Origin of the sequence: Acinetobacter sp. LCT-H3, assembly GCF_001866125.1 — a bacterium.
GTDB classification, from domain to species: Bacteria; Pseudomonadota; Gammaproteobacteria; order Pseudomonadales; family Moraxellaceae; genus Acinetobacter; species Acinetobacter schindleri.
In genome coordinates, this window is record NZ_MODX01000010.1 from 51,681 (window position 1) to 72,571 (window position 20,891).

General features: G+C 43.1%; 19 protein-coding genes and 1 pseudogene. 12 read left to right on the plus strand and 8 right to left on the minus strand.

The window, feature by feature from the left end; all coding sequences use genetic code 11:
• The first annotated feature begins 112 nt into the window (after positions 1–112).
• On the plus strand, positions 113–1,627 hold the full coding sequence (putP, locus tag BK820_RS07365; RefSeq protein WP_071320534.1) for a sodium/proline symporter PutP: 1,515 nt from the start codon (positions 113–115) through the stop codon (positions 1,625–1,627).
• Positions 1,628–1,683: 56 nt separating this feature from the next.
• Here putP and BK820_RS07370 read toward each other — a convergent pair whose 3' ends face one another.
• Positions 1,684–2,181 carry an Lrp/AsnC ligand binding domain-containing protein gene (locus tag BK820_RS07370; RefSeq protein ID WP_004812716.1) on the minus strand — a complete coding sequence of 166 codons (498 nt, stop codon included), beginning with the start codon at positions 2,179–2,181 and terminating at the stop codon, positions 1,684–1,686.
• 118 nt (positions 2,182–2,299) lie between these two features.
• Between BK820_RS07370 and putA the strand changes: the two genes are divergently transcribed.
• From putA to BK820_RS07390, 4 genes are all read left to right on the plus strand, one after another.
• A complete protein-coding gene (gene putA, locus BK820_RS07375; RefSeq protein ID WP_071320535.1) occupies positions 2,300–6,052 on the plus strand; it encodes a trifunctional transcriptional regulator/proline dehydrogenase/L-glutamate gamma-semialdehyde dehydrogenase in 3,753 nt (1,250 codons plus the stop codon).
• Between the two features lie 178 nt (positions 6,053–6,230).
• Complete coding sequence (trmA, locus tag BK820_RS07380; protein WP_071320536.1) at positions 6,231–7,313, plus strand: tRNA (uridine(54)-C5)-methyltransferase TrmA; 1,083 nt, start codon at positions 6,231–6,233, stop codon at positions 7,311–7,313.
• 242 nt (positions 7,314–7,555) lie between these two features.
• Positions 7,556–7,780, plus strand: a complete 225-nt coding sequence (locus tag BK820_RS07385) for a hypothetical protein (RefSeq protein WP_008305254.1) — start codon at positions 7,556–7,558, stop codon at positions 7,778–7,780.
• A 309-nt stretch (positions 7,781–8,089) separates the two neighbouring features.
• Entirely contained in the window at positions 8,090–8,659 is a 570-nt protein-coding gene (locus BK820_RS07390; protein ID WP_004812708.1) for a lecithin retinol acyltransferase family protein, read from the plus strand.
• Positions 8,660–8,692: 33 nt separating this feature from the next.
• Here BK820_RS07390 and BK820_RS07395 read toward each other — a convergent pair whose 3' ends face one another.
• Together BK820_RS07395 and BK820_RS07400 are read right to left on the minus strand one after the other, a co-directional pair.
• Complete coding sequence (locus BK820_RS07395; RefSeq protein WP_071320537.1) at positions 8,693–9,604, minus strand: bestrophin family protein; 912 nt, start codon at positions 9,602–9,604, stop codon at positions 8,693–8,695.
• Positions 9,605–9,752: 148 nt separating this feature from the next.
• Entirely contained in the window at positions 9,753–11,480 is a 1,728-nt protein-coding gene (locus BK820_RS07400) for a glutamine--tRNA ligase/YqeY domain fusion protein (protein WP_071320538.1), read from the minus strand.
• A 477-nt stretch (positions 11,481–11,957) separates the two neighbouring features.
• On the opposite strand from BK820_RS07400, the gene BK820_RS07405 reads away from it, so the two are divergent.
• From BK820_RS07405 to BK820_RS07415, 3 genes are all read left to right on the plus strand, one after another.
• Entirely contained in the window at positions 11,958–12,467 is a 510-nt protein-coding gene (locus BK820_RS07405) for a peptidylprolyl isomerase (RefSeq protein WP_004812701.1), read from the plus strand.
• A gap of 110 nt (positions 12,468–12,577) precedes the next feature.
• Positions 12,578–13,294 carry a UDP-2,3-diacylglucosamine diphosphatase gene (locus BK820_RS07410; RefSeq protein ID WP_071320539.1) on the plus strand — a complete coding sequence of 239 codons (717 nt, stop codon included), beginning with the start codon at positions 12,578–12,580 and terminating at the stop codon, positions 13,292–13,294.
• Between the two features lie 94 nt (positions 13,295–13,388).
• On the plus strand, positions 13,389–13,850 hold the full coding sequence (locus BK820_RS07415) for a super-infection exclusion protein B (RefSeq protein WP_228127319.1): 462 nt from the start codon (positions 13,389–13,391) through the stop codon (positions 13,848–13,850).
• Between the two features lie 181 nt (positions 13,851–14,031).
• Here the strand turns inward: BK820_RS07415 and hpaI are convergent.
• A pseudogene (gene hpaI / locus BK820_RS07420) lies at positions 14,032–14,826 on the minus strand (4-hydroxy-2-oxoheptanedioate aldolase).
• Positions 14,827–15,069: 243 nt separating this feature from the next.
• On the opposite strand from hpaI, the gene nfsB reads away from it, so the two are divergent.
• Both nfsB and BK820_RS15085 read left to right on the plus strand, forming a co-directional pair.
• Complete coding sequence (gene nfsB, locus BK820_RS07425; RefSeq protein WP_008305262.1) at positions 15,070–15,723, plus strand: oxygen-insensitive NAD(P)H nitroreductase; 654 nt, start codon at positions 15,070–15,072, stop codon at positions 15,721–15,723.
• A gap of 108 nt (positions 15,724–15,831) precedes the next feature.
• A complete protein-coding gene (locus BK820_RS15085) occupies positions 15,832–16,053 on the plus strand; it encodes a hypothetical protein (RefSeq protein ID WP_004812688.1) in 222 nt (73 codons plus the stop codon).
• Here BK820_RS15085 and BK820_RS07430 read toward each other — a convergent pair.
• The 4 genes from BK820_RS07430 to BK820_RS07445 form a co-directional block, all read right to left on the minus strand.
• Complete coding sequence (locus BK820_RS07430) at positions 16,022–16,876, minus strand: EamA family transporter (protein ID WP_008305263.1); 855 nt, start codon at positions 16,874–16,876, stop codon at positions 16,022–16,024. The two genes, BK820_RS15085 and BK820_RS07430, sit on opposite strands and share 32 nt — an antisense overlap.
• Before the next feature lie 94 nt (positions 16,877–16,970).
• Entirely contained in the window at positions 16,971–18,005 is a 1,035-nt protein-coding gene (fba, locus tag BK820_RS07435; protein ID WP_004812686.1) for a class II fructose-bisphosphate aldolase, read from the minus strand.
• A 119-nt stretch (positions 18,006–18,124) separates the two neighbouring features.
• Positions 18,125–18,403, minus strand: a complete 279-nt coding sequence (locus BK820_RS07440; protein ID WP_004812685.1) for a hypothetical protein — start codon at positions 18,401–18,403, stop codon at positions 18,125–18,127.
• Between the two features lie 157 nt (positions 18,404–18,560).
• Positions 18,561–19,748 (minus strand): phosphoglycerate kinase, encoded by a 1,188-nt coding sequence (locus BK820_RS07445; RefSeq protein WP_008305266.1) that lies wholly within the window; start codon positions 19,746–19,748, stop codon positions 18,561–18,563.
• Positions 19,749–19,888: 140 nt separating this feature from the next.
• Here BK820_RS07445 and BK820_RS07450 point away from each other — a divergent pair, with 140 nt between their 5' ends.
• Together BK820_RS07450 and BK820_RS07455 are read left to right on the plus strand one after the other, a co-directional pair.
• The gene (locus BK820_RS07450; protein ID WP_005221773.1) at positions 19,889–20,272 is read left to right on the plus strand and encodes a DUF2237 family protein; all 384 of its coding nucleotides are present in this window, start codon (positions 19,889–19,891) and stop codon (positions 20,270–20,272) included.
• Complete coding sequence (locus tag BK820_RS07455) at positions 20,272–20,865, plus strand: Maf family protein (RefSeq protein WP_004812682.1); 594 nt, start codon at positions 20,272–20,274, stop codon at positions 20,863–20,865. The genes BK820_RS07450 and BK820_RS07455 overlap by 1 nt, the downstream gene beginning before the upstream one ends.
• The last annotated feature ends 26 nt before the right edge of the window (positions 20,866–20,891 follow it).

Consider the following 20,891-nt stretch of genomic DNA (forward strand, 5'->3'; position numbering starts at 1 on the left):
CTTAACTGTTACAGAGTGTAATTTTTAAACCGTGTTTGAATCACTGCCCTGTGAACGCAGTACAAAAAATCATCCCGGATGATGATGTGCAATATTTAAGGATACTCTGCCTATGAGCTCGCTAAACCCGACACTGATTACTTTTCTGTTTTATATCGTCGCCATGATTGGAATTGGTTTATACGCCTATCGTGCGACGTCCAATTTTGATGAATATATTCTGGGTGGGCGAAGTCTGGGCAGTGTAGTAACTGCACTTTCGGCAGGCGCCTCCGACATGAGCGGCTGGCTGCTGATGGGTCTGCCTGGTGCTATTTACCTGTCTGGCTTGTCTGAAGTCTGGATTGCGATTGGTCTGATTATTGGTGCCTGGCTGAACTGGCTCCTGGTGGCTGGCCGCTTGCGTGCCCACACCGAATACCAGAACAATGCCCTGACATTGCCCGATTATTTTACCAGCCGTTTTTCGGATAAGAAGCGGATTTTACGCTTGCTCTCTGCAATCGTAATTCTGGTGTTCTTTGCGATTTACTGTGCTTCCGGCATGGTTGCAGGTGCACGCTTATTTGAAAGCCTGTTTGGCTGGGACTATACCACTGCACTCTGGCTCGGTGCTGTTGCCACGATTCTGTATGTGTGTATCGGTGGATTTCTGGCGATCAGCTGGACCGATACCTTTCAGGCCGGTTTGATGATTTTCGCCTTGTTAATTACCCCGATCATTACCTATCTGGCATTGGGTAATAATGCTCAACAGGTCGGTACATTGCTTGAAACAGCCCGTCCACATGCATCCAATATGCTGGAAGGTCTGAGTATGGTGGCGATTATTTCAAGTTTGGCATGGGGCTTAGGCTATTTTGGCCAACCGCATATTTTAGTGCGTTTTATGGCGGCAGATTCGGTAAAAACCATTCCCGCTGCACGTCGTATCGGCATGACCTGGATGATCCTGTGTCTGGTGGGTGCAATGTCTGCAGGTTATATCGGAATTGCTTATTTTGCAGTCAATCCTGATTTACCTGCTGCAGCGATCGTGAACCAGAATCCTGAAACAGTCTTTATGGAACTGACCAAAATCCTGTTTAATCCTTGGGTGGCTGGCATCGTTTTGGCTGCAATTCTGGCTGCGATTATGAGTACTTTAAGCTGTCAGCTGCTGGTCTGTTCTACAACTCTTACCGAAGATTTATACAAAGGTTTCCTGCGTAAAAATGCTTCGCAAAAAGAACTGATCTGGGTTGGCCGTGGCATGGTGATTGTGATTGCCTTGATTGCAATCTCCTTGGCCATCAATCCAAACAGTAAAGTTCTGGGTCTGGTGGCTTATGCCTGGGCAGGCTTTGGTGCAGCGTTTGGTCCATTGATCATCTTCTCGCTGTTCTGGAAACGCATGACTCTCAAGGGCGCAATTGTTGGCATGGTAGTAGGTGCAGTAACCGTAATTGCCTGGAAAAATTATATGGGCGATACAGGTCTGTACGAGATTATTCCCGGCTTTATTCTGGCAGCGCTTAGCATTGTGATTGTTAGTTTGCTAGATAAAGCTCCAAGTCACGATGTAGTCAATCGTTTTGAACTGGCGAAAGCCGAATATCAAAAAGAAATGGCAGAAATGAAGAAATAGTCTTTCTATTTCAAAAATTAAAAGGGACTTTATGTCCCTTTCGTTTTATCAGCATTTTATACTTTAGCTTTGGCAGGTACTTTCAGCTTGATCTGCTGGGTTTCCTTAATTACTTCCATCACCGGATAACTGCGGGTTTCTTTTACGCCCGGCAACTGCCACAGAATATCTCCGGAAATTTTACGGAATTCATCCATATTCGCACAGCGGATTTTCACTACAAAATCAAAGCCACCACTGATCATATGACATTCCACAATATCCGGAATATGCTGCACTGCTTCAGAAAATTCTTCCAGTACATTCGGTGTAGTTTTATCCAGCAGTATCTCGACAAAAACTACAAAACCGTTATTCAGCTTGACCGGATTCAGACGGGCTTCATAACCGAGAATAAATCCTTCCTTGGTCAATTTTTGCACCCGTGCCAGTACTGCTGTTGGTGACAGATTCACCATTTCTGCCAGTTTGATATTGGAAATTTTCGATTCAGATTGCAGCAAATCAAGAATACGAATATCTATTCGGTCAAGGCTTACATATGGGCTATTCATTAGAATTATTCTCTAAAAATGATACAAACTATAGTGAGATATTCGTCAATCATTTTGGGATTATAGATTAAAACTCATTCAACTCAAAGAAACGTTTGACGCAGTACAGGAAGTCACTATGTCCACCATCCTACGCCTAAATTCGCACTCGAATGCCATGCAGCAATCGAATTATATTGCTGAATTTAGGGATAAAAATGAATATGAACAGCGCATTAATTCTGCATGGCGACGTGCAGAATCCGAGTGCGTGGAAACCCTGCTGGAACATAGTGAAATTTCCTCGGAACTGACGGACAAAATCCAGAACCTGGCTTTTGATCTGGCGCATTCCTTACGTGAACGTAAAGGTTCAGGTGGCAAGGCCGGCATTGTGCAAGGGCTATTACAAGAGTTTTCGCTGTCTTCTCAGGAAGGTATCGCATTGATGTGTCTGGCAGAAGCTTTGCTGCGTATTCCGGATACGGCGACCCGCGACCTGTTAATTCGTGACAAGATCAATCAGGGCAACTGGAAAGAACATCTTGGTCAAAGCCAGCTGATGTTTGTCAATGCTGCGGCCTGGGGACTGATGCTGACCGGCAAACTGATGGAAACCCCACAGCAGAAAAGTCTGTCAAGTCTGTTAACTGGCCTTTTGGCACGCAGTGGCCGTGGCATTATCCGCAAGGCGGTCGATGTGGCGATGCGTATGATGGGTGAACAGTTTGTGACTGGCGAAACCATTGATGAAGCACTGAAAAATGCCGAACGTCTGGAAGAAAAAGGTTTCCAATATTCTTATGACATGCTGGGTGAAGCAGCACTAACCGATCCGGATGCAGAACGTTATTATCAAGATTATCAAAATGCAATTCATGCCATCGGTCAGGCATCAATAGATAAAGATGTTTATAACGGCCCGGGCATTTCCATCAAACTGTCTGCGCTGCACCCACGTTACCAGCGCTCACAGATGGATCGTGTTAATGATGAACTGTATAGCAAAGTACTGAATCTGGCGGTTCTGGCGAAAAAGTACAATATCGGTTTGAATATCGATGCGGAAGAAACCGAACGTCTGGAAATTTCCCTAGAGCTTTTAGAACGTCTGTGTTTTGAACCGATACTCAATGACTGGAAAGGCATTGGTTTTGTGATTCAGGCCTATCAGAAACGCTGCTTCTATGTAGTGGATTATATTATCGATCTGGCTAAACGCAGCCAGAAACGCCTGATGATCCGTCTGGTTAAAGGTGCGTATTGGGACAGCGAGATCAAAAAAGCCCAGATCGAAGGTATGGCGGATTATCCGGTGTTTACCCGCAAGGTACATACTGACCTGTCCTATATTGCCTGCGCACGTAAACTGCTGGCAGAACCCGATTATATCTACCCGCAATTTGCCACTCACAATGCACAAACTGTGGCTACCATTTACCAACTTGCCAATCCGGAACGTTACTACGCTGGTCAATATGAATTCCAGTGCCTGCACGGCATGGGTGAACCGCTATATGAAAATGTGGTCGGTGACAAAGCGGCTGGCAAGCTAGGTATTCCATGTCGTATCTATGCCCCAGTCGGCAATCATGAAACCCTATTGGCTTATCTGGTACGCCGTCTGCTGGAAAATGGTGCCAATACTTCTTTCGTGAATCGCATCGCGGACAAGAGCTTAAAAGTTGAAGATCTGATCGAGAATCCTCGTCAGACGATTATAAAGACCGCTCAGCAGGAAAATGTATTAGGTGCCAAACATCCTCATATTCCCTATCCTCAAGATCTTTATGGCACACGTATCAATTCATCTGGACTGGATCTGGCCAATGACGCGGAACTCAATGCTTTAAATGAAGTTGCAGCAAGTCTGGCTGATACCCAGTTCCAGGCAGCAGCAATGGGCACAGCTTTTTTAGAACCTGATACAAGTAATACTGTACACGTAATCAATCCAGCCCAGCATAAGGATATCGTCGGTACCGTTTATGAAGCAACGACTGAACAGGCAGAAATTGCCCTGATCCAAGCTGCCAATGCACAACATTTCTGGACCAATCTGCCAAAGAATGAACGTGCCGCCTGTCTGAATAAAGCTGCCGAGTTGATGCAGCAACGCCTGCTGCCCCTGATGGTTCTGCTATCGCGTGAAGCTGGTAAAACCTATCCCAATGCCATCGCAGAAGTACGTGAAGCGATTGACTTCCTGCGTTATTATGCTGGCCAGATGTCAGATCTGTCTGAAAATGTCCATATCCAGCCTTTGGGCACTGTACTGTGTATTAGCCCCTGGAACTTCCCGCTGGCAATTTTCACTGGCCAGATTTCTGCAGCACTGGTGGCGGGTAATACTGTGATTGCCAAACCGGCTGAGCAGACTCCGCTGATTGCCGCCCAAGCTGTACAAATTCTCTGGGAAGCTGGCATTCCACAAGATGTATTGCAACTGTTGCCCGGTCGTGGTGAAACCATTGGTGCCCAGCTGAGCCAGGACTCCCGCATTCAAGGCATCATGTTTACCGGCTCTACCGAAGTAGCAAAGATTCTGCAAAAAACTGTAGCCAAACGGTTAAACCAGTTTGGCGAAAGTGTGACCCTGATTGCCGAAACTGGTGGCCAGAATGCCATGATTGTCGATTCATCTGCATTGACCGAACAGGTAGTGCTGGATATAGTTAACTCTGCTTATGATAGTGCCGGTCAGCGTTGTTCCGCCCTGCGTGTATTGTATGTACAGGAAGATAATCTGGACACTGTACGCCATATGTTAAAAGGTGCCATGCAGCAGTTGCGTGTTGGCAATCCAGTTATGCTTAAAACCGATATTGGTCCGGTCATTGATGCCGAAGCCCAGCAGAACATTCAGAAGCATATTGACCAGATGCGCAGCAAAGGCCATAAAGTCCATCAATTGATGTTTAATCAGGATGCTTCTGAACTGGCTCAAGGCACCTTCATTCCGCCTACCTTAATTGAACTGCCCAACCTGAATGATCTGGAACGTGAAGTTTTTGGTCCGGTGTTACATTTGATTAGCTATAAAGCTGGCCAACTGCCACAGTTGCTAGATCAGATCAACAGTAAGGGTTATGGCCTGACTATGGGACTACATACCCGGATCGATGAAACCATGCAGACTGTGATCTCGAAAGCACATGTCGGCAACCTGTATATTAACCGTAATATTGTCGGTGCAGTCGTTGGGGTACAGCCCTTTGGTGGTGAAGGTCTATCCGGCACTGGTCCAAAAGCCGGTGGTCCACTTTATATTTACCGTCTAATGCATCAGGTATCCGAGAAAAAGTTAGCTCAACCTTATGCGATGAATTCTGCTCAGGCAACGCTTGAAAATCCATTGCTACAGGAATTTAAAGCCTGGGTATATAAAACTTTCCCAACGATTTCCTTAACCACTCCGGCTAAAATCACAACTGGGCACAGCTTTAGCCTGCAAGGTCCAACAGGTGAAGAAAACCAGTACATGATCTTGCCACGTGAAAGTGTATTATCTCTGGCAACGAATGATGCTGATCAGATTCAGCAATTACTGGCGATTTTATCGGTGGGTAGTCGCCCGGCTGTACTGGCAGACAATACTTTCATACTTAAACATTTACAAAGTATGCCAGCAAAAGTGGTAAAGGCCATTAAAGTGATTAAAGATATCGAATCTGGTGATTTCGAAGCTGTACTGCATCATGGTGATGCTTCTGCACTGATTGATCTGCAGCAGCGTATTGCAACACGTCAAGGTCCAATTGTAGGTATTACTCATCTAAGTTCCGGAAATTATGAGATTCCGGTGGAACGTTTTGTAATTGAACGTGCAATTAGCATTAATACCGCAGCAGCGGGTGGTAATGCCAGTCTGATGACCATGTCAGGCTTATAAGCAGCTTTATCACTTATTTTATTTTAATTTCTTTCCTCTTAAGGCCAAATCTCTCCCCTTTGTAGATTTGGCCTTTTTTTAGCAGCTTTTCCAGCCTGTTTCCCTGAATAGTCTTAGGCAGAACAGCAATTTTTTGCTACCATCTTGGCTTTCAAAATATTTGCGATTTTTACTGCATATGACCTCATCTTATCAGCAACAACTGGATGCCAAAGTTGAACGCATTAGCGCGCAATTTGCCGAATATCAACCACCTGCTTTAGAAGTATTCGAATCACCTGAACAGTACTATCGCATGCGTGCTGAGTTTCGGATCTGGCATACTGAAGATGACCTGTTTTATGCCATGTTTGAACGTGATGAGAACAATAATAAAAAAGTCATCCGTATTGATGAGTTTCCGGTTGCCGACCGCAGTATTAATGCCTTAATGCCACTCTTATTGGCAGCACTTAAGGCTGAGCCTATTTTATCAAATCGTCTCTTTGAAGCGCATTTTCTTGCCACTTTAAAAGGTGAAATGTTGGTATCACTGGTTTATCGTTGCCCACTGACTGCTGAATGGGAAGCTGCAGCTAAAGCACTGGCTGATAAACTGAATATCAAATTGATTGGCCGTAGCCGTGGTCAGAAGTTTGTATTGAGCGATGAATTCGTCGTGGAAGAGCTCAGCGTATTTGAACGCAAATATCAGTACAAACAGATCGAAAGTAGCTTCACCCAGCCGAATGCACAAGTCTGCCAGAAAATGCTGGAATGGGCATGTAATGCCGCTCAGCAGTCTGATAAGGATCTGTTAGAGCTGTATTGTGGTAATGGTAACTTTACCCTGCCATTGTCTACCCGTTTCCGTCGTGCATTGGCAACTGAATTGGCCAAGTCATCTGTGTATGCGGCTGAATGGAATATCGAGCAGAACGGTATCGATAATATTCAAGTTGCACGTCTATCTGCTGAAGAATTTACACAAGCTTTCAATGGTGAACGTACTTTCCGCCGTCTGCAAGAAGCCAATATTGACTTATCAACTTATGACTTTGATACGGTATTTGTTGATCCGCCACGTGCAGGGATTGATGATGAAACGCTGAAACTGCTACAGCGCTTTGAACGAATCATCTATATTTCTTGCAATCCAGATACATTGCATGACAATCTGAAACAGCTGTCTCAGACGCATAAAATTACTAAATTTGCCCTGTTCGATCAGTTCCCATATACCCATCATGTGGAGTCAGGTGTGCTGCTGGAAAAACGCTAAAAATATTGTTTCAATTTATTTTTTTGTTACATAAATGGAGTTTCTAATAGCTCCATTTTTTGTTTTTAAAATAATGAACTTATACATGAATTTCATTATTTCAACTGAATAATATCGTTTGAAACACCTGCTACAATCGGAAATTTTGAAGACCTTTTGCTGCTTTTATCACATAGGTCCTATTGCTTTATTTATTTAATTGGCTATATTTCAAGCTATGTTAGATCATATATGAAGGCTCTATGAGTTTTTGGCAAAAGTTGTTCACTGCTGAACAACAAAATGAACACAAGAATCAAATTGCTTGTGTTGAAAATGACTGCGCTTGCAAGTCAAATGAACAGCTTCTTGAAGCATTGGCAAAAGCAACTGATGAAGACGTGATTGTCGGTATCAAAAAAGTTCTCGCTTCTCGCGGCTATAGCCGTAAGGAACTGAATGAACTGCAGCACTTGCCATTACAGTAGTGGTCAGGCTTTATTTTAAAAAAGCATTTGTGAAAGCAAATGCTTTTTTATTGGCTGGAACTTTTAAATAGAAGCATTATTCAATCTGTATGTTCTGCTCTGCTCTAGCTCTTGTCTTGGTTGAGTAGTGATCCTCAATAGTGCTTAGGCTATTTTAATCTTAAGCTTTCTACTTTTTTTTCATCATTCCATTATTAACACAACTGATCAGTTCGCTGATTTTTCAGACATAAACATCGATAAAATCACAAAAACCCGTTAAACTTGGTTTCTTGAAACATTTGTACATCAATTGGCATTCAGTGGCTTATGCAACAAACTCAACGTTTTCCCTTAGGTGCTCACCTTATGGTCAAACACTTCGGCTATACCCATCATGGTATTTATGCCGGACGAGGTCGTGTGATCCATTATTCCGGTTTTGCGCACTTATTTAAAAAGCACCCGATTGAAATTACCTCGATTGACAAGTTTAGTCATGGTAAACCAATCCAGGTTCAGGAATATGCACATACCAAATACAAAGGCCGTAAAGTTGTGCGTCGTATGCGTTCACGCATGCATGAAAATAATTATCATCTGATTATCAATAACTGTGAACATCTATGTACCTGGGCGATTACTGGCGTGGAAAGCAGCCCGCAGGTGATCCGCATGATGAACCGTCTGACCACCATTGGTTATATCAGTTCGATGATGAGCTTCATGAACAGTATGTTCCTGACATTAACCACCACTTGCTTTGCATTGGCACTATATATTAAAAAGAAATTACGCGACAAAGCAAAACGACGCTTACAGCAATACCGTGAGCTACAGGAACAATTCCAGGAACATACTCAGCAACCTGAAAAAACGCTAATTAAAAGCCCCAAATAAATGGGGCTTTTAATATGAATGAAAATAACTGACTTAACTCAGATGCTCTTTCCAAGGCCTTAAAGGTTCAGGTATTTCCCGTCCTATAGAACTTAAAGTTTCCCGCTCAACCAGGCGCACGATTGAGTCAAGCGCCAAGTCATTGTCCTGTAGTCCAAAAGGTTCTTCCAGCTCGGCACTCAGCTCATCCAAGCCTAAAAACAGATAGGCAATCAATGCCACCAGGACTGGCGTCCATAACCCTAAATTGGCTTCCAGACTAAAAGGCAGAATAAAACAGAAAGAATACACCGCTCGATGTAACAGTACGGAATAAGAAAATGGCAACGGCGTCGACAGAATCCGGTCGCAACCTGCCTGAATATTTCCGAGCTCTACCGTATGCTGATTCAGGTTATTATAAATAATATCGGAGATCTGCCCTGATCGATAACATTCTACTAACTGCTTCTGCATCTGTTCCAGTACCCATTGCGCAGGATTAACCTGCTGCTTGATCTGATTGAAAACAATTGGATCAAACTGAGTATCAAGCTGATAATGCTCAATATTGCTCTCTTGCTGACGCAAACGATCGCGCAATAAATGGGTAAACAGCATCATCCTGTATAAGAGCAATTCCCTGTCTTCAGTATCGAGTATGTGAGTATCCCGACTCAGGTGACGCGTGGTGGCGATCAATGCACCCCAAAGCTTACGCCCCTCCCACCAGCGATCATAACAAGCGGTATTCCGAAAACTCAGGAAGATCGAAAGAATTACCCCGAAGATGGTGAAGCCAATTGCAGGGACTGCAGGCAAGCTAAAAAAGTGCTCCCGGCTTAAATACACCAATACCCCAGAAATCAAAATTACTGACATAAGTGCGGGTAATACCTTAGGCAAAATGGTGCCATGCCAGGCAAACAGCAGACTAAAACTATTACTTTTATCACGGACGATCATGTTTTTGTTTTACTCTCCATAGAAATAGCCCAACCGGAGTTGGGCTATCTAAAGGTATTAGAACCAAACTGTTTTGAATCCGCCGAGGCCAATTGGTTTCCTTGACAGGAAATGATCAATACAATTTAAATCACCAAGCCAAAACAACTTATTTACCTGGCTTAAAACTGTCTTTCAGGTCCAGAATACGGTTAAACACTGGCTTTTCACTTGAGTGATCGTATTGGTCCGCTACAAAATAACCTTCACGTTCGAACTGGAAGCGGTCTTCCGGTTTAGCCTCTGCAAGTGCTGGCTCAATTACGGCTTGCACCACTTTCAATGACTCAGGGTTCAGGTTCGCCAGGAAATCATCCCCAGTTTCTGGATCAGATTCAGTGAACAGACGGTCATAGATACGAACTTCTGCAGGAATACCTTTAGTTGCAGATACCCAGTGAATTACGCCTTTCACCTTACGGCCTTCGGGGTTTTTACCTAAAGTTTCAGGATCTATTGAACATTTTAATTCAACGACTTCACCATTTTCATCTTTCATCACTTCATCACACTTGATGACATAAGCATGACGAAGACGCACTTCACCGCCAGGAATCAGACGTTTAAAGCCTTTAGGAGGTTCTTCTTCAAAGTCTTTACGGTCAATGTAAATTTCAGAGGTCAATGGAATCACACGCTCGCCCATATCCACATTTGGGTGACGAGAATGCGTCAGATCCATATCCGCTGGCAGATTGGTTAAAGTCACTTTTAGTGGATTAAGTACTGCCATACCACGTGCAGCCGCATTTTCCAGAGACTGGCGAATGCAATACTCCAGCATTGCTACATCAACAATACTGCCATCAACCTTAGATACACCTACACGCTTACAGAAGTCACGCAGGCCTTCCGGGGTGAAACCACGACGGCGCATACCCACGACAGTTGGCATACGTGGGTCATCCCAACCATTCACATATCCGCCTTCAACCAGTTTACGCAACTTACGCTTAGAAGTAATGGTGTAGTCGACATTCAGACGGCTTGATTCATACTGACGTGGAACAGCTGGTGATTGAACTTTCTCGATCACCCAGTCATAGAATGGACGGTGATCCTGAAATTCCAGTGTACATAAAGAGTGTGTTACACCTTCAATGGCATCTGATAATGGATGCGCATAGTCGTACATAGGGTAGATTTTCCATTTGTCGCCAGTCTGATGGTGTTCGGAATGCAGGATACGATACAGAATCGGATCACGCATATGCACGTTTGGAGACGCCATGTCGATCTTGGCACGAAGCACAGCCTGACCTTCCGCAAACTCGCCATTGCGCATTTTCTCAAAACGCTCCAGGTTTTCAGCAACAGTGGCATCACGTTGTGGCGAGTTTTTACCTGGTTCTACAAAGTTACCGCGGTTTAACTTGATTTCTTCTGGAGACTGTAAGTCCACATAGGCATCACCCTGTTCGATCAGTTGAATAGCCCATGTATAAAGCTGATCAAAATAGCTCGATGCATAACGCGGCTCACCATTCCATTCAAAACCTAACCATTTCACATCATTGGCAATACCATCAACATATTCTTGTTCTTCAGCATCCGGGTTGGTATCGTCAAAACGCAGATTACATAAACCATTAAATTCTTGAGCAATACCAAAGTTCAGACAGATCGCTTTTACATGTCCGATATGCAGGTAACCATTCGGCTCAGGTGGGAAACGTGTCACCACTTGTTGGGTACGGCCTGCTTCTAAATCATCAGTGATGACCTGGCGCACAAAATCTAAGCCCGGTTGTTGTTCCTGCTGCTGCGCTGAATCGACTGCATTCTTGTTTTGGGTCGGGTTCTCGGGCAGAGATGTAACAACATCATTTGGCTTCATGATCAATCATTCACTTCTAAAGTTAAAATTAAGGGTTTTATGTCCTGTTACGGGAGGCTTTAGACATGCCGTAAAACATAAACTAAAGTCCCCTAGTTTAACTTTAGGTGATCAATCTCTCAACTGCTAACTGTGGCATTTGTTTTCTATTCAATCATTTTAAAATGATCAGGCTAGGTCTGCTGCAATTGCATGCAAATTTGGACGAATGATCCGGAACTTTTTCATAAATCTAATCGCATGTCGCTGTTTAAGAAAAGAAACATACTCTTGCAAAAAAATGTGTCATTGTTAATTGGTAAAGCGCAGGCAACCATCTGGATTTGCCTGCTGGAACAATGCATAAATAAGATACGATTTTTAGAATTTTATCCGAGAAAAGTATATTTTTGCTTGCCTTGTCGATTACAGTTTGCTTATGCTTCTCTCATTCAAAAAAACCCATGACTTCAAAGGTCATGATCAGGAGATTACACAATGAGTTTTCCTCAAGTCGAATTAAACACCAATAAAGGTCGTATTGTTCTTGAATTAAACGCTGAAAAAGCACCTAAAACAGTGGCAAACTTCTTAGAATATGTACGTGACGGTTTTTATGACGGCGTAATTTTCCACCGCGTTATTGATGGTTTCATGATTCAAGGCGGCGGCATGGACGAAAACTTCAAAGAAAAAGCAACGCGTGACGCGATTGAAAACGAAGCTGACAACGGTCTGAGCAACGACGTTGGTACCATTGCAATGGCACGTACTCAAGCACCTCACTCTGCTTCTGCTCAGTTCTTCATTAACGTGAAAAACAACGCTTTCCTTAACCATACTGGCAAAACTGCACAAGGTTGGGGTTATGCAGTATTTGGTAAAGTTGTTGAAGGCATGGACGTTGTTGACGCAATTAAAGGTGTTCGCACTGGTAACCGTGGCTACCACGCTGACGTTCCACTAGAGAACGTTGTAATCGAATCTGCAAAAATCATTTCTGAATAAAAAACGTCCTCTCCGTTCTTTATGAGTTTTAAAGCGATGCTTTAAAACGGTGTAATGGAAAATCCCTCATATGAATGAGGGATCTAGAGAGGAATAAAAGGAAAAGATTTGTGACCCATCTGTTTATCGCCGATTTACATTTGTCACCTGATCACCCTCGACTCGTTCGGGGGTTTTTAGATTTATTAGATGCCTATAAAGATAAGAATACCCAACTCTATATTCTAGGTGACTGGTTTAATGCCTGGATTGGTGACGACTATACCGCTCCTTGGCTGGATGAAGTTGTTGAGCATTTAAAACAGTTTACCAAAGTGGGTAATCAGGTTTATTTTCTGGTCGGTAACCGTGACTTCGCTTTGGGCAAAGATTTTCTAAATCAGTTCACAGGACAGCTCTTGTCCGATGTTCAGTTTTTAACGATTGCTGGCAAAAAGATTCGTATAGAACATGGCGACGAACTCTGCACCGATGACATCAGCTACCAAAGATTCCGTAAAATTATCCGTCATCCCTGGTTAGTCGGCTTTTTAAGAAAAATGCCGTTGTCTTTTCGTGCCCGGTTGGCACAAGGTTTCCGCAAGAAAAGCCATGAAGCGCAGCAATTCAAAAGCTATGAGGTTATGGACGTGAATCAAGATGCTGTGAACACCGCACTACAAGATGTCGATCTGCTGATTCATGGTCATACTCATCGTGCCAATATTCATGATGTAAATGGCAAAAAGCGGATTGTCTTAGGCGACTGGCGAGAAGAATCTGCACAGATTCTTGAGCTTTCTGGTGATTCTGAGCAAGAAATACAGCTGATGACCTGGCATTACTAAATATAGCGGAATTACGACTAAGAAAATTCACTTGCTCTTTATTAAAATGATCAGTTATCATTCAATTAATTTTATTATTTTTCATACACATAAAATGAAATCCAGTTTTCAAAAAGCTAATAGTATATTTCTTATATTTGTGTCCTTAATATTTGCAGTTTCTACTCTTGAAATTGACCCAAATCTAAGTCAATTTGTTAATAGCTACTTCACATTTTTATTAATTATATTCCTCATAAGTCTCTCATTTTTGATATATGACCTCATTGTTTTTCTAAAACGTCAAAAAGAACAACGAGATTTAATTTCAAAACTACAAAAAGAATTTATCAATTCTTTGACAAAATTATCTTATGAAGAGAAGAATATTCTGTCATTATTTATGGATGGAAAAGTTCAAGAAAAGAGTTTAAATTCTAATGATCAAGCAGTAGCTTGGCTTGAAGCGGTGAAGTTTATTTACAACACTGGAAGGCTAGAAGGTAATAAAAAAATTTATCGCATTGAACCTACTCTTTCAAAATATTTAATGCAAAATCCTAATACACTTTACTAATAAAAAGCCCTGAATTAATTAAGGCTTTTTATTTTAGGTGATTATGTAAGTACATAATGTGAAAAACTGTTTCATCAAGGTCCTGCTGAAGCTAACTTAAAAAACTGAGTTACTAAATCTAAGACAAATAAAAAGCAACTGTAATCAGTTGCTTTTGCTATTTTGGAAAATACTAAGTGGACTAATATCCACCTTCAGATTTCACTACTTCAGTACCCGGCTTATATTTAGATAATAGTTCACGCAAAGAATTCATCAGTACACTGGTATCCACGCCGACCGCAACAAATTCAGCACCCAAATCGAGATATTTTTGAGTAATATCATGTTGTGTCGACAGAATACCGGCCGCTTTACCAGCAGCACGAATCCGCTGAATCGCGTCAATCACGGCTTTTTGAACTTCAGGATGATTTGGATTGCCTTGATACCCCATGGTCGCAGACAGATCCACTGCACCAATAAAAACACTATCAATACCATCAACCTTTAAAATTTCATTCAGATTTTCCAGACCTTTTACCGATTCAATCTGAATCAACAGACAGATATCTTCATGGGCGGTTTGGTAATAATTCGGAATACTATTTCAACGAGTAGCACGTGCCAGCGCTGCACCAACACCCCGGATCCCTTCTGGTGGATAACGTACCGCTTTTACCATCAGCTCGGCCTGTTCAACCGTTTCAACCATGGAGATGAGTAAGCTTTGCGCGCCAATATCCAGAAGCTGCTTGATGAGCTGTACACTGCCAATGGGTGGACGTACCACTGCCTGCGATGGATAGGCTGCAATACTTTGTAGTTGCGATAACGTGGTTCTTAAATCACTAGGTGCATGCTCACCATCAATCAGCAGCCAGTCATAGCCGGCATTGGCAGCAATTTCTGTACCGTAAGCATCTGCCAGACCGACCCATAACCCGATTTGCTGTTCAGTTTTGAGTTTTCTTTTGAAGTAATTGGTGTATTGCATACGCCCGCTCGCTTGCATGTTATTGCTTATAAGCTTATTAAACGCCTCTTGGCAAAAAGTGCCAATAGTGAAAAGCTCTTTTATCATTAGCCAAAGCTCTAAGTGCTAACATTATAAATAGTAGATATCTGCACAACTTACGCTTTGCCTGAAGGAAATTTATTGTAATAATCCACTTCAGTTACAGCATGACTTTACTGTATGCCCCCATCCAAGATCAACAAAGACGAATGGAGTCCAGTTATGGATTTACTTAAGGTTTCTGAATCTCGTTATACGACAAAGGCTTATGATCCATCCAAGAAAATTCCGCAGGAACAGTTTGATCGTTTGACCGAGATTCTTCGCCTGGCTCCCTCTTCAATTAATATCCAGCCCTGGCATTTTTTTATCGCTGATCATGTGGATGCCAAAGCACGTATTGCCAAGGCTTTGGTGGGCACATATGCCTATAATGCACCAAAAGTATTGGATTCTTCGCATACGATTCTTTTCTGCACTAAAGCTGACATTACTGAGCAGCATTTAGATAATCTTCTGGAACGTGATGATGTACTCGGCCGTTTTAAAGATGAAACTGCCAAAGAAGCACAGCGCAATACCCGTACAGGTTATGTTGAATATTACCGTAATGAAAAAGGAGATATTCAGCGTTGGGCGGAAAACCAGACCTTTATTGCACTGGGTCAAATGTTAATTGCTGCAGCAATCGAAGGTGTAGATGCAACGCCCATTGGTGGCTTTGATGAAGGCATTCTTACTGAAGAATTGAAGCTCAATGAACAAGGCTTGATTCCATCTGTAATTATGACTTTGGGTTACCGCAGTGAAAATGATTTCAATGCCAAGCTGCCAAAATCCCGTCTGAAAGCTGAAGATGTTTTCACCAAACTGTAAGAATTTTATGCTATAAAAGGGGCGCAAAGCCCCTTTAGTTGTCATTATGGGCCTAATTTTTGCTTAACTAAAGAACACTTATAATTCAGAATAACAATAGAGGTATCCATGTCAGTTCTTCCATCTAGACCAATGAAATTTGAATGCAAACACTGCGAAAAAATCTATCTACATCAATATAAGCATGAACAGCATCGTTATCCGCATTGCCCACACTGCCGACAGGCTGGCATGCTTCTGGGCCTAGCTGAAAAAGAAGACCTGATTCGTCTACCATTAGATTATGCCAGTGCCTATGTCAAGCAGACATGGCATAGGCTAAGCAGATAACGCTGGCAAGCCCCAGCACCAACCCGAGACTGCTTGCAGGCTTTAGGCGCTCTTTAAAGAAGACCAGGCCTGCAAGTACCCCAAATACCACTACCAGAATATTCATTCCCGCAAACACAATCGCTGGTGTATCTTTTAGCAGCATATGCGCTTTAACATAAAACGCTATATTGGCGAAGTTCAGTCCCCCTAGAACCAGCCCGGCACCAATATGCTTCAAATCACCAAAATGATGATATTTAATCAATAGATAAGCCATTGATAAAATAAAGGCACAAATGAACATCAGGTTCAGCGTCACAGCGAACTGTAATCCTAAACTGGTGGTGTATTTCAATAATACATCAATCAGTGCATATCCGACCCACACTAATCCCAGATACAGCATACCTCGAATTCCTGTGCCAGTATCATTTCGATTGGACAGCAGGATACAAATCACCGCAGTGATCCCGAGACCGATTCCAATGATTTTCAGCTGGCTAAACTGTTCCTGAAAGATGAAATAAGCTGCTGCAAGAGAAAGTACGACTGATAGACGCTGGGCGATTTCTGTCTTTAGGATCCCCGCTGTTTGCAAAGCCCGAGCCAGTAGCAGAAATACACTTGGCAACAAGATACCTAGGGCAAAAATCAGTAACCACGGCGTATGAGTGACTGATACATGTGCCAGATCGGGTTTAAACCAGAAATAGCACAGAACACTTGCTGTGGCATAGTTCCATGCAATCAGATGAATGGGATTGAGTCCCCTGTTCCTTCCTGTCTTGAGTAAAATCGAGACCATGACGCTGCATAGTGCAGCTGCAAAGATCAGTTCCATTGCATGCTCATCAGTATTTTTAAGTACGCTATTTTAATACAAAAAAAGCCCACAAGATTTTTGTGTGCTTTCAAACATGATTTCAGGCTAGCAATTAGTAGCGAGAAACCATTTTTTCCAATGAAATTGGACGAATCTTGTCAGCATTACCTGCTGTACCAAATGCTTCGTAACGATCTACACAGATTTGCTTCATTGCTTCAACTGTTGCAGCAAAGAATTTACGTGGATCGAATTCGCTTGGTTTTTCAGCCATCATACGACGCATTGCACCAGTAGAAGCTAAACGTAAGTCTGTGTCGATATTGATTTTACGAACACCGTGTTTGATCGCTTCAACCAGTTGCTCAACAGGAACACCATATGTTTCTTTGATATCGCCGCCATACTGGTTAATTACAGCTAACCATTCTTGTGGCACAGAGCTTGAACCGTGCATTACAAGGTGCGTATTTGGCAGTGCTTCGTGAATTTCTTTAATGCGGTCGATCGCAAGAATATCACCTGTAGGTGGACGCGTGAATTTATACGCACCGTGAGAAGTACCTACAGCAATTGCTAAAGCATCAACGTTAGTATCAGCTACGAATTGACGCGCTTCTTCAACTGAAGTTAAAAGCTGAGAATGATCGAGTACACCTTCAGCGCCCACACCATCTTCTTCACCCGCCATACCTGTTTCAAGGCTACCCAGACAACCAATTTCACCTTCAACAGAAACGCCACACGCATGCGCCATTTGTACCGTACGACGAGTTACATCGACGTTGTATTCATATGAAGTTGGTGTTTTACCGTCTTCACCCAAAGAACCATCCATCATCACTGATGAGAAGCCTAACTGGATAGAACGTTGACATACGTCAGGGCTGGTACCGTGGTCTTGATGCATTACCACTGGAATGTGTGGCCATTCTTCGATTGCTGCCAAAATCAGATGACGCAAGAACGGTGCACCTGCGTACTTACGTGCACCCGCAGATGCCTGTACGATTACAGGTGAATTTGTTTGGTCTGCTGCCAACATAATGGCACGCATTTGTTCTAAGTTGTTTACGTTAAATGCTGGTACGCCGTAAGCATGTTCGCCGGCGTGATCCAAGAGCTGGCGCAATGAAATAAGAGCCATAATATCCTCCCAGTGAATGCCACATATTCTACATGCACAAAGGTTTCAATTCAGCAACAAATAACACTATTTAAAAAAAATCCCTGCATTTGCAGGGATTTTGTCTCACATTGACCCAATTAAGGTGCCACTGCTTCCGAAGTTGCTGCAACTGACTCGTCTGCAGTCGCTGCATCTGCCGGAGCATTCGCAATTTCAGCAGGAATGTCGGTATTTTTTTCATCTAGAACCGGCTGATCAATTGCATCAATCGCTGCTTGCTGTTCTGGCGTTACAGTCTCATCTGCAACAGCTGCCGAAGCTTCTGCTTCAGCTGCTGGGGCATTTTCCTGTTTCGCACATGCAGTCAGTGCCAATGATGCTGCCAATAATGCCGCTAAAGTTAACTGTTTTTTCATCACGTAATCTCATCATTTGGTGATTTAATGTGTGCATCTTATGACAGATTTATTGCATTTTAATGACGAAGCCATGAATGGTAAGTATCCGCTGTCAAAAAAAATGACATAAAAAAAGCTGACACTTGGCCAGCTTTTTTTAGGCTAAAACATGCAATTAAGCGCGTTCTAGGAGTACCGCAACTGCAGGAAGGGTTTTACCTTCGACAAATTCAAGGAATGCACCGCCACCAGTCGAGATATAACCAATTTTGTCAGCAACGTTGTATTTATCAATCGCAGCAAGCGTGTCACCACCACCTGCAATCGAGAAACCTTCCGATTCAGCAATCGCTAACGATAGAGTTTTCGTGCCTTCACCGAATTGATCGACTTCAAATACGCCCACTGGACCGTTCCAAAGAATCGTTTTAGACGTTTTCAAAATTTCAGCAAATGCTTTTGCAGTTTCTGGACCTACATCAAGGATCATGTCGTTGTCAGCAACATCTTCAACTTTTTTCACAACCGCTTTAGCAGCAGCCAATGAACCCAGGAAGTCATCAAAATTGATTTCAGATGCATCAGCAACCACAACGTCCGTTGGAAGCGGAACAGAAACTTTGGCTGCAATTGCTTTAGCTGTGTCGATCAAATCACTTTCACACAGTGATTTACCTACATTGTAGCCAGCAGCTGCAAGGAAAGTATTCGCGATACCACCACCTACGATCAATTGATCACAGATATCAGAAAGTGAAGTCAATACGTCTAGTTTAGTTGAAACCTTGGAACCAGCAACGATTGCCACCATTGGTTTTTCAGGAGTTTTCAACGCACGACCCAAAGCATCCAATTCTGCTGCAAGTAAAGGACCCGCTGCCGCCACTTTCGCCAGACGAGCCACACCTTCAGTAGATGCTTCTGCACGGTGTGCTGTACCAAATGCATCCATTACAAATACGTCACAAAGTGCTGCATATTTCGCGGCAAGTTCAGGGTTATTTTTCTTTTCACCGACGTTGAAGCGGCAGTTCTCAAGTAAAACCACTTGACCAGGTTGAACTTCAACGCCATTCAAGTAGTCAGTGAATAACTTTACTTCCTGACCTAATACTTCAGTCAAATATGCTGCTACAGGTGCAAGTGACTGTTCAGCTTTAGGCTCACCTTCAACTGGACGACCAAGGTGTGAATACACCATAACCGCTGCACCTTTTTCTACGGCAGCTTTAATAGTTGGCAATGCTGCACGTAAACGCGCATCGCTAGTAATCACGCCATTTTTAACAGGGACGTTTAAATCTTCACGAATAAGAACGCGCTTACCCGCAAGGTCAAGGTCAGTCATACGTTGAAAGTTCATCTAGAGCTCTCTTTATAGATATTAAAAACGAGGCGATTTTAAATGATTATGCAGAAAAAGGTTAGCATCTTTTGCAGAAAAGCTAACGATTGCCAAAGTTTTGTTATGATAGAAAAAAGCATCCATCAGATTCAGTACCCATGTCGATACATCCAGATCCAGATTTAAACCGTTTAAATGTTTTGGGCGAGCCATTGGCGAGCTGCTGTTTTGACCCAATTACCGGCTACTTCCGTAATGGTTTCTGCCACACTTCCCCTAGTGACTTGGGCCAGCATACAGTTTGTGCACAGATGACTTCGGAGTTTTTAAATTTCTCCCAAAAAGTAGGTAATGATCTGATTACACCATTACCAGAAGTCGGTTTTCCGGGGCTTCAGCCAGGTGATTTCTGGTGTATTTGCGTGACCCGCTGGGTAGAAGCTTATGAAGCAGGCCAGGCGCCACCAATCAAGCTGCAAGCCTGCCATAAAGCAGTTCTAGCCTATGTCCCTCTGCATGTTTTAGAAGAATACGCTGTCTAATGAATACCGCAAAGATTATTCTGGCCTCTTCCAGCCAGACCCGTAAAGAATTGATGAATCGCTTACGTCTTGACTACGTATCGATCGTCCCGGATATCGATGAATCACCGCAAGGTGAAAATCATGCGGATGACTTAGCCAAGCGACTGGCTTTTGAAAAAGCCCGACATGTGGCTGAGCAACACCCAGATGCAATCGTCATTGGCTCTGACCAGGTGGCTTGGCGTGAAGGCGCACCAGATATTTTTATCGGCAAGCCCTTAACTGCTGAAAAGGCAGTTCGCCAGTTACAGGCCAATTCAGACAAGATTGTATATTTTAGTACAGCACTGAGCGTACAACAGAAATCTAGCGGTTTTGAGCAAACTCTGGTTGAGCATTATAAGGTAAAATTCCGCAAGCTATCTCAAGCTGAAATCGAACGTTATATTGACATTGAACAGCCTCTGCACTGCGCTGGTAGCTTTAAATGTGAAAGCTTAGGCATTAGTCTGTTTGAAGAAATGATTGGTCAGGACCAGACGACGTTAATGGGCATGCCGATGATCAAACTATGCAATATCTTGCGTGAGCTGGATATCCTGGTGCCTTAAAAATTAGTAAGGAAGCAGTTTTAGGA

Bases quoted from the DNA above. Each gene is read 5' to 3' on its own strand.
- nfsB (WP_008305262.1), top strand. From the start codon at position 15,070: ATGGATTTACTTAAGGTTTCTGAATCTCGTTATACGACAAAGGCTTAT.
- BK820_RS07395 (WP_071320537.1), bottom strand. From the start codon at position 9,604: ATGATCGTCCGTGATAAAAGTAATAGTTTTAGTCTGCTGTTTGCCTGG.
- trmA (WP_071320536.1), top strand. From the start codon at position 6,231: ATGACCTCATCTTATCAGCAACAACTGGATGCCAAAGTTGAACGCATT.
- BK820_RS07405 (WP_004812701.1), top strand. From the start codon at position 11,958: ATGAGTTTTCCTCAAGTCGAATTAAACACCAATAAAGGTCGTATTGTT.
- BK820_RS07445 (WP_008305266.1), bottom strand. From the start codon at position 19,748: ATGAACTTTCAACGTATGACTGACCTTGACCTTGCGGGTAAGCGCGTT.
- BK820_RS07390 (WP_004812708.1), top strand. From the start codon at position 8,090: ATGCAACAAACTCAACGTTTTCCCTTAGGTGCTCACCTTATGGTCAAA.
- BK820_RS07440 (WP_004812685.1), bottom strand. From the start codon at position 18,403: ATGAAAAAACAGTTAACTTTAGCGGCATTATTGGCAGCATCATTGGCA.
- BK820_RS07370 (WP_004812716.1), bottom strand. From the start codon at position 2,181: ATGAATAGCCCATATGTAAGCCTTGACCGAATAGATATTCGTATTCTT.
- BK820_RS07430 (WP_008305263.1), bottom strand. From the start codon at position 16,876: ATGGAACTGATCTTTGCAGCTGCACTATGCAGCGTCATGGTCTCGATT.
- putP (WP_071320534.1), top strand. From the start codon at position 113: ATGAGCTCGCTAAACCCGACACTGATTACTTTTCTGTTTTATATCGTC.
- fba (WP_004812686.1), bottom strand. From the start codon at position 18,005: ATGGCTCTTATTTCATTGCGCCAGCTCTTGGATCACGCCGGCGAACAT.
- BK820_RS15085 (WP_004812688.1), top strand. From the start codon at position 15,832: ATGTCAGTTCTTCCATCTAGACCAATGAAATTTGAATGCAAACACTGC.
- BK820_RS07385 (WP_008305254.1), top strand. From the start codon at position 7,556: ATGAGTTTTTGGCAAAAGTTGTTCACTGCTGAACAACAAAATGAACAC.
- BK820_RS07400 (WP_071320538.1), bottom strand. From the start codon at position 11,480: ATGAAGCCAAATGATGTTGTTACATCTCTGCCCGAGAACCCGACCCAA.
- putA (WP_071320535.1), top strand. From the start codon at position 2,300: ATGTCCACCATCCTACGCCTAAATTCGCACTCGAATGCCATGCAGCAA.
- BK820_RS07455 (WP_004812682.1), top strand. From the start codon at position 20,272: ATGAATACCGCAAAGATTATTCTGGCCTCTTCCAGCCAGACCCGTAAA.
- BK820_RS07450 (WP_005221773.1), top strand. From the start codon at position 19,889: ATGTCGATACATCCAGATCCAGATTTAAACCGTTTAAATGTTTTGGGC.
- BK820_RS07415 (WP_228127319.1), top strand. From the start codon at position 13,389: ATGAAATCCAGTTTTCAAAAAGCTAATAGTATATTTCTTATATTTGTG.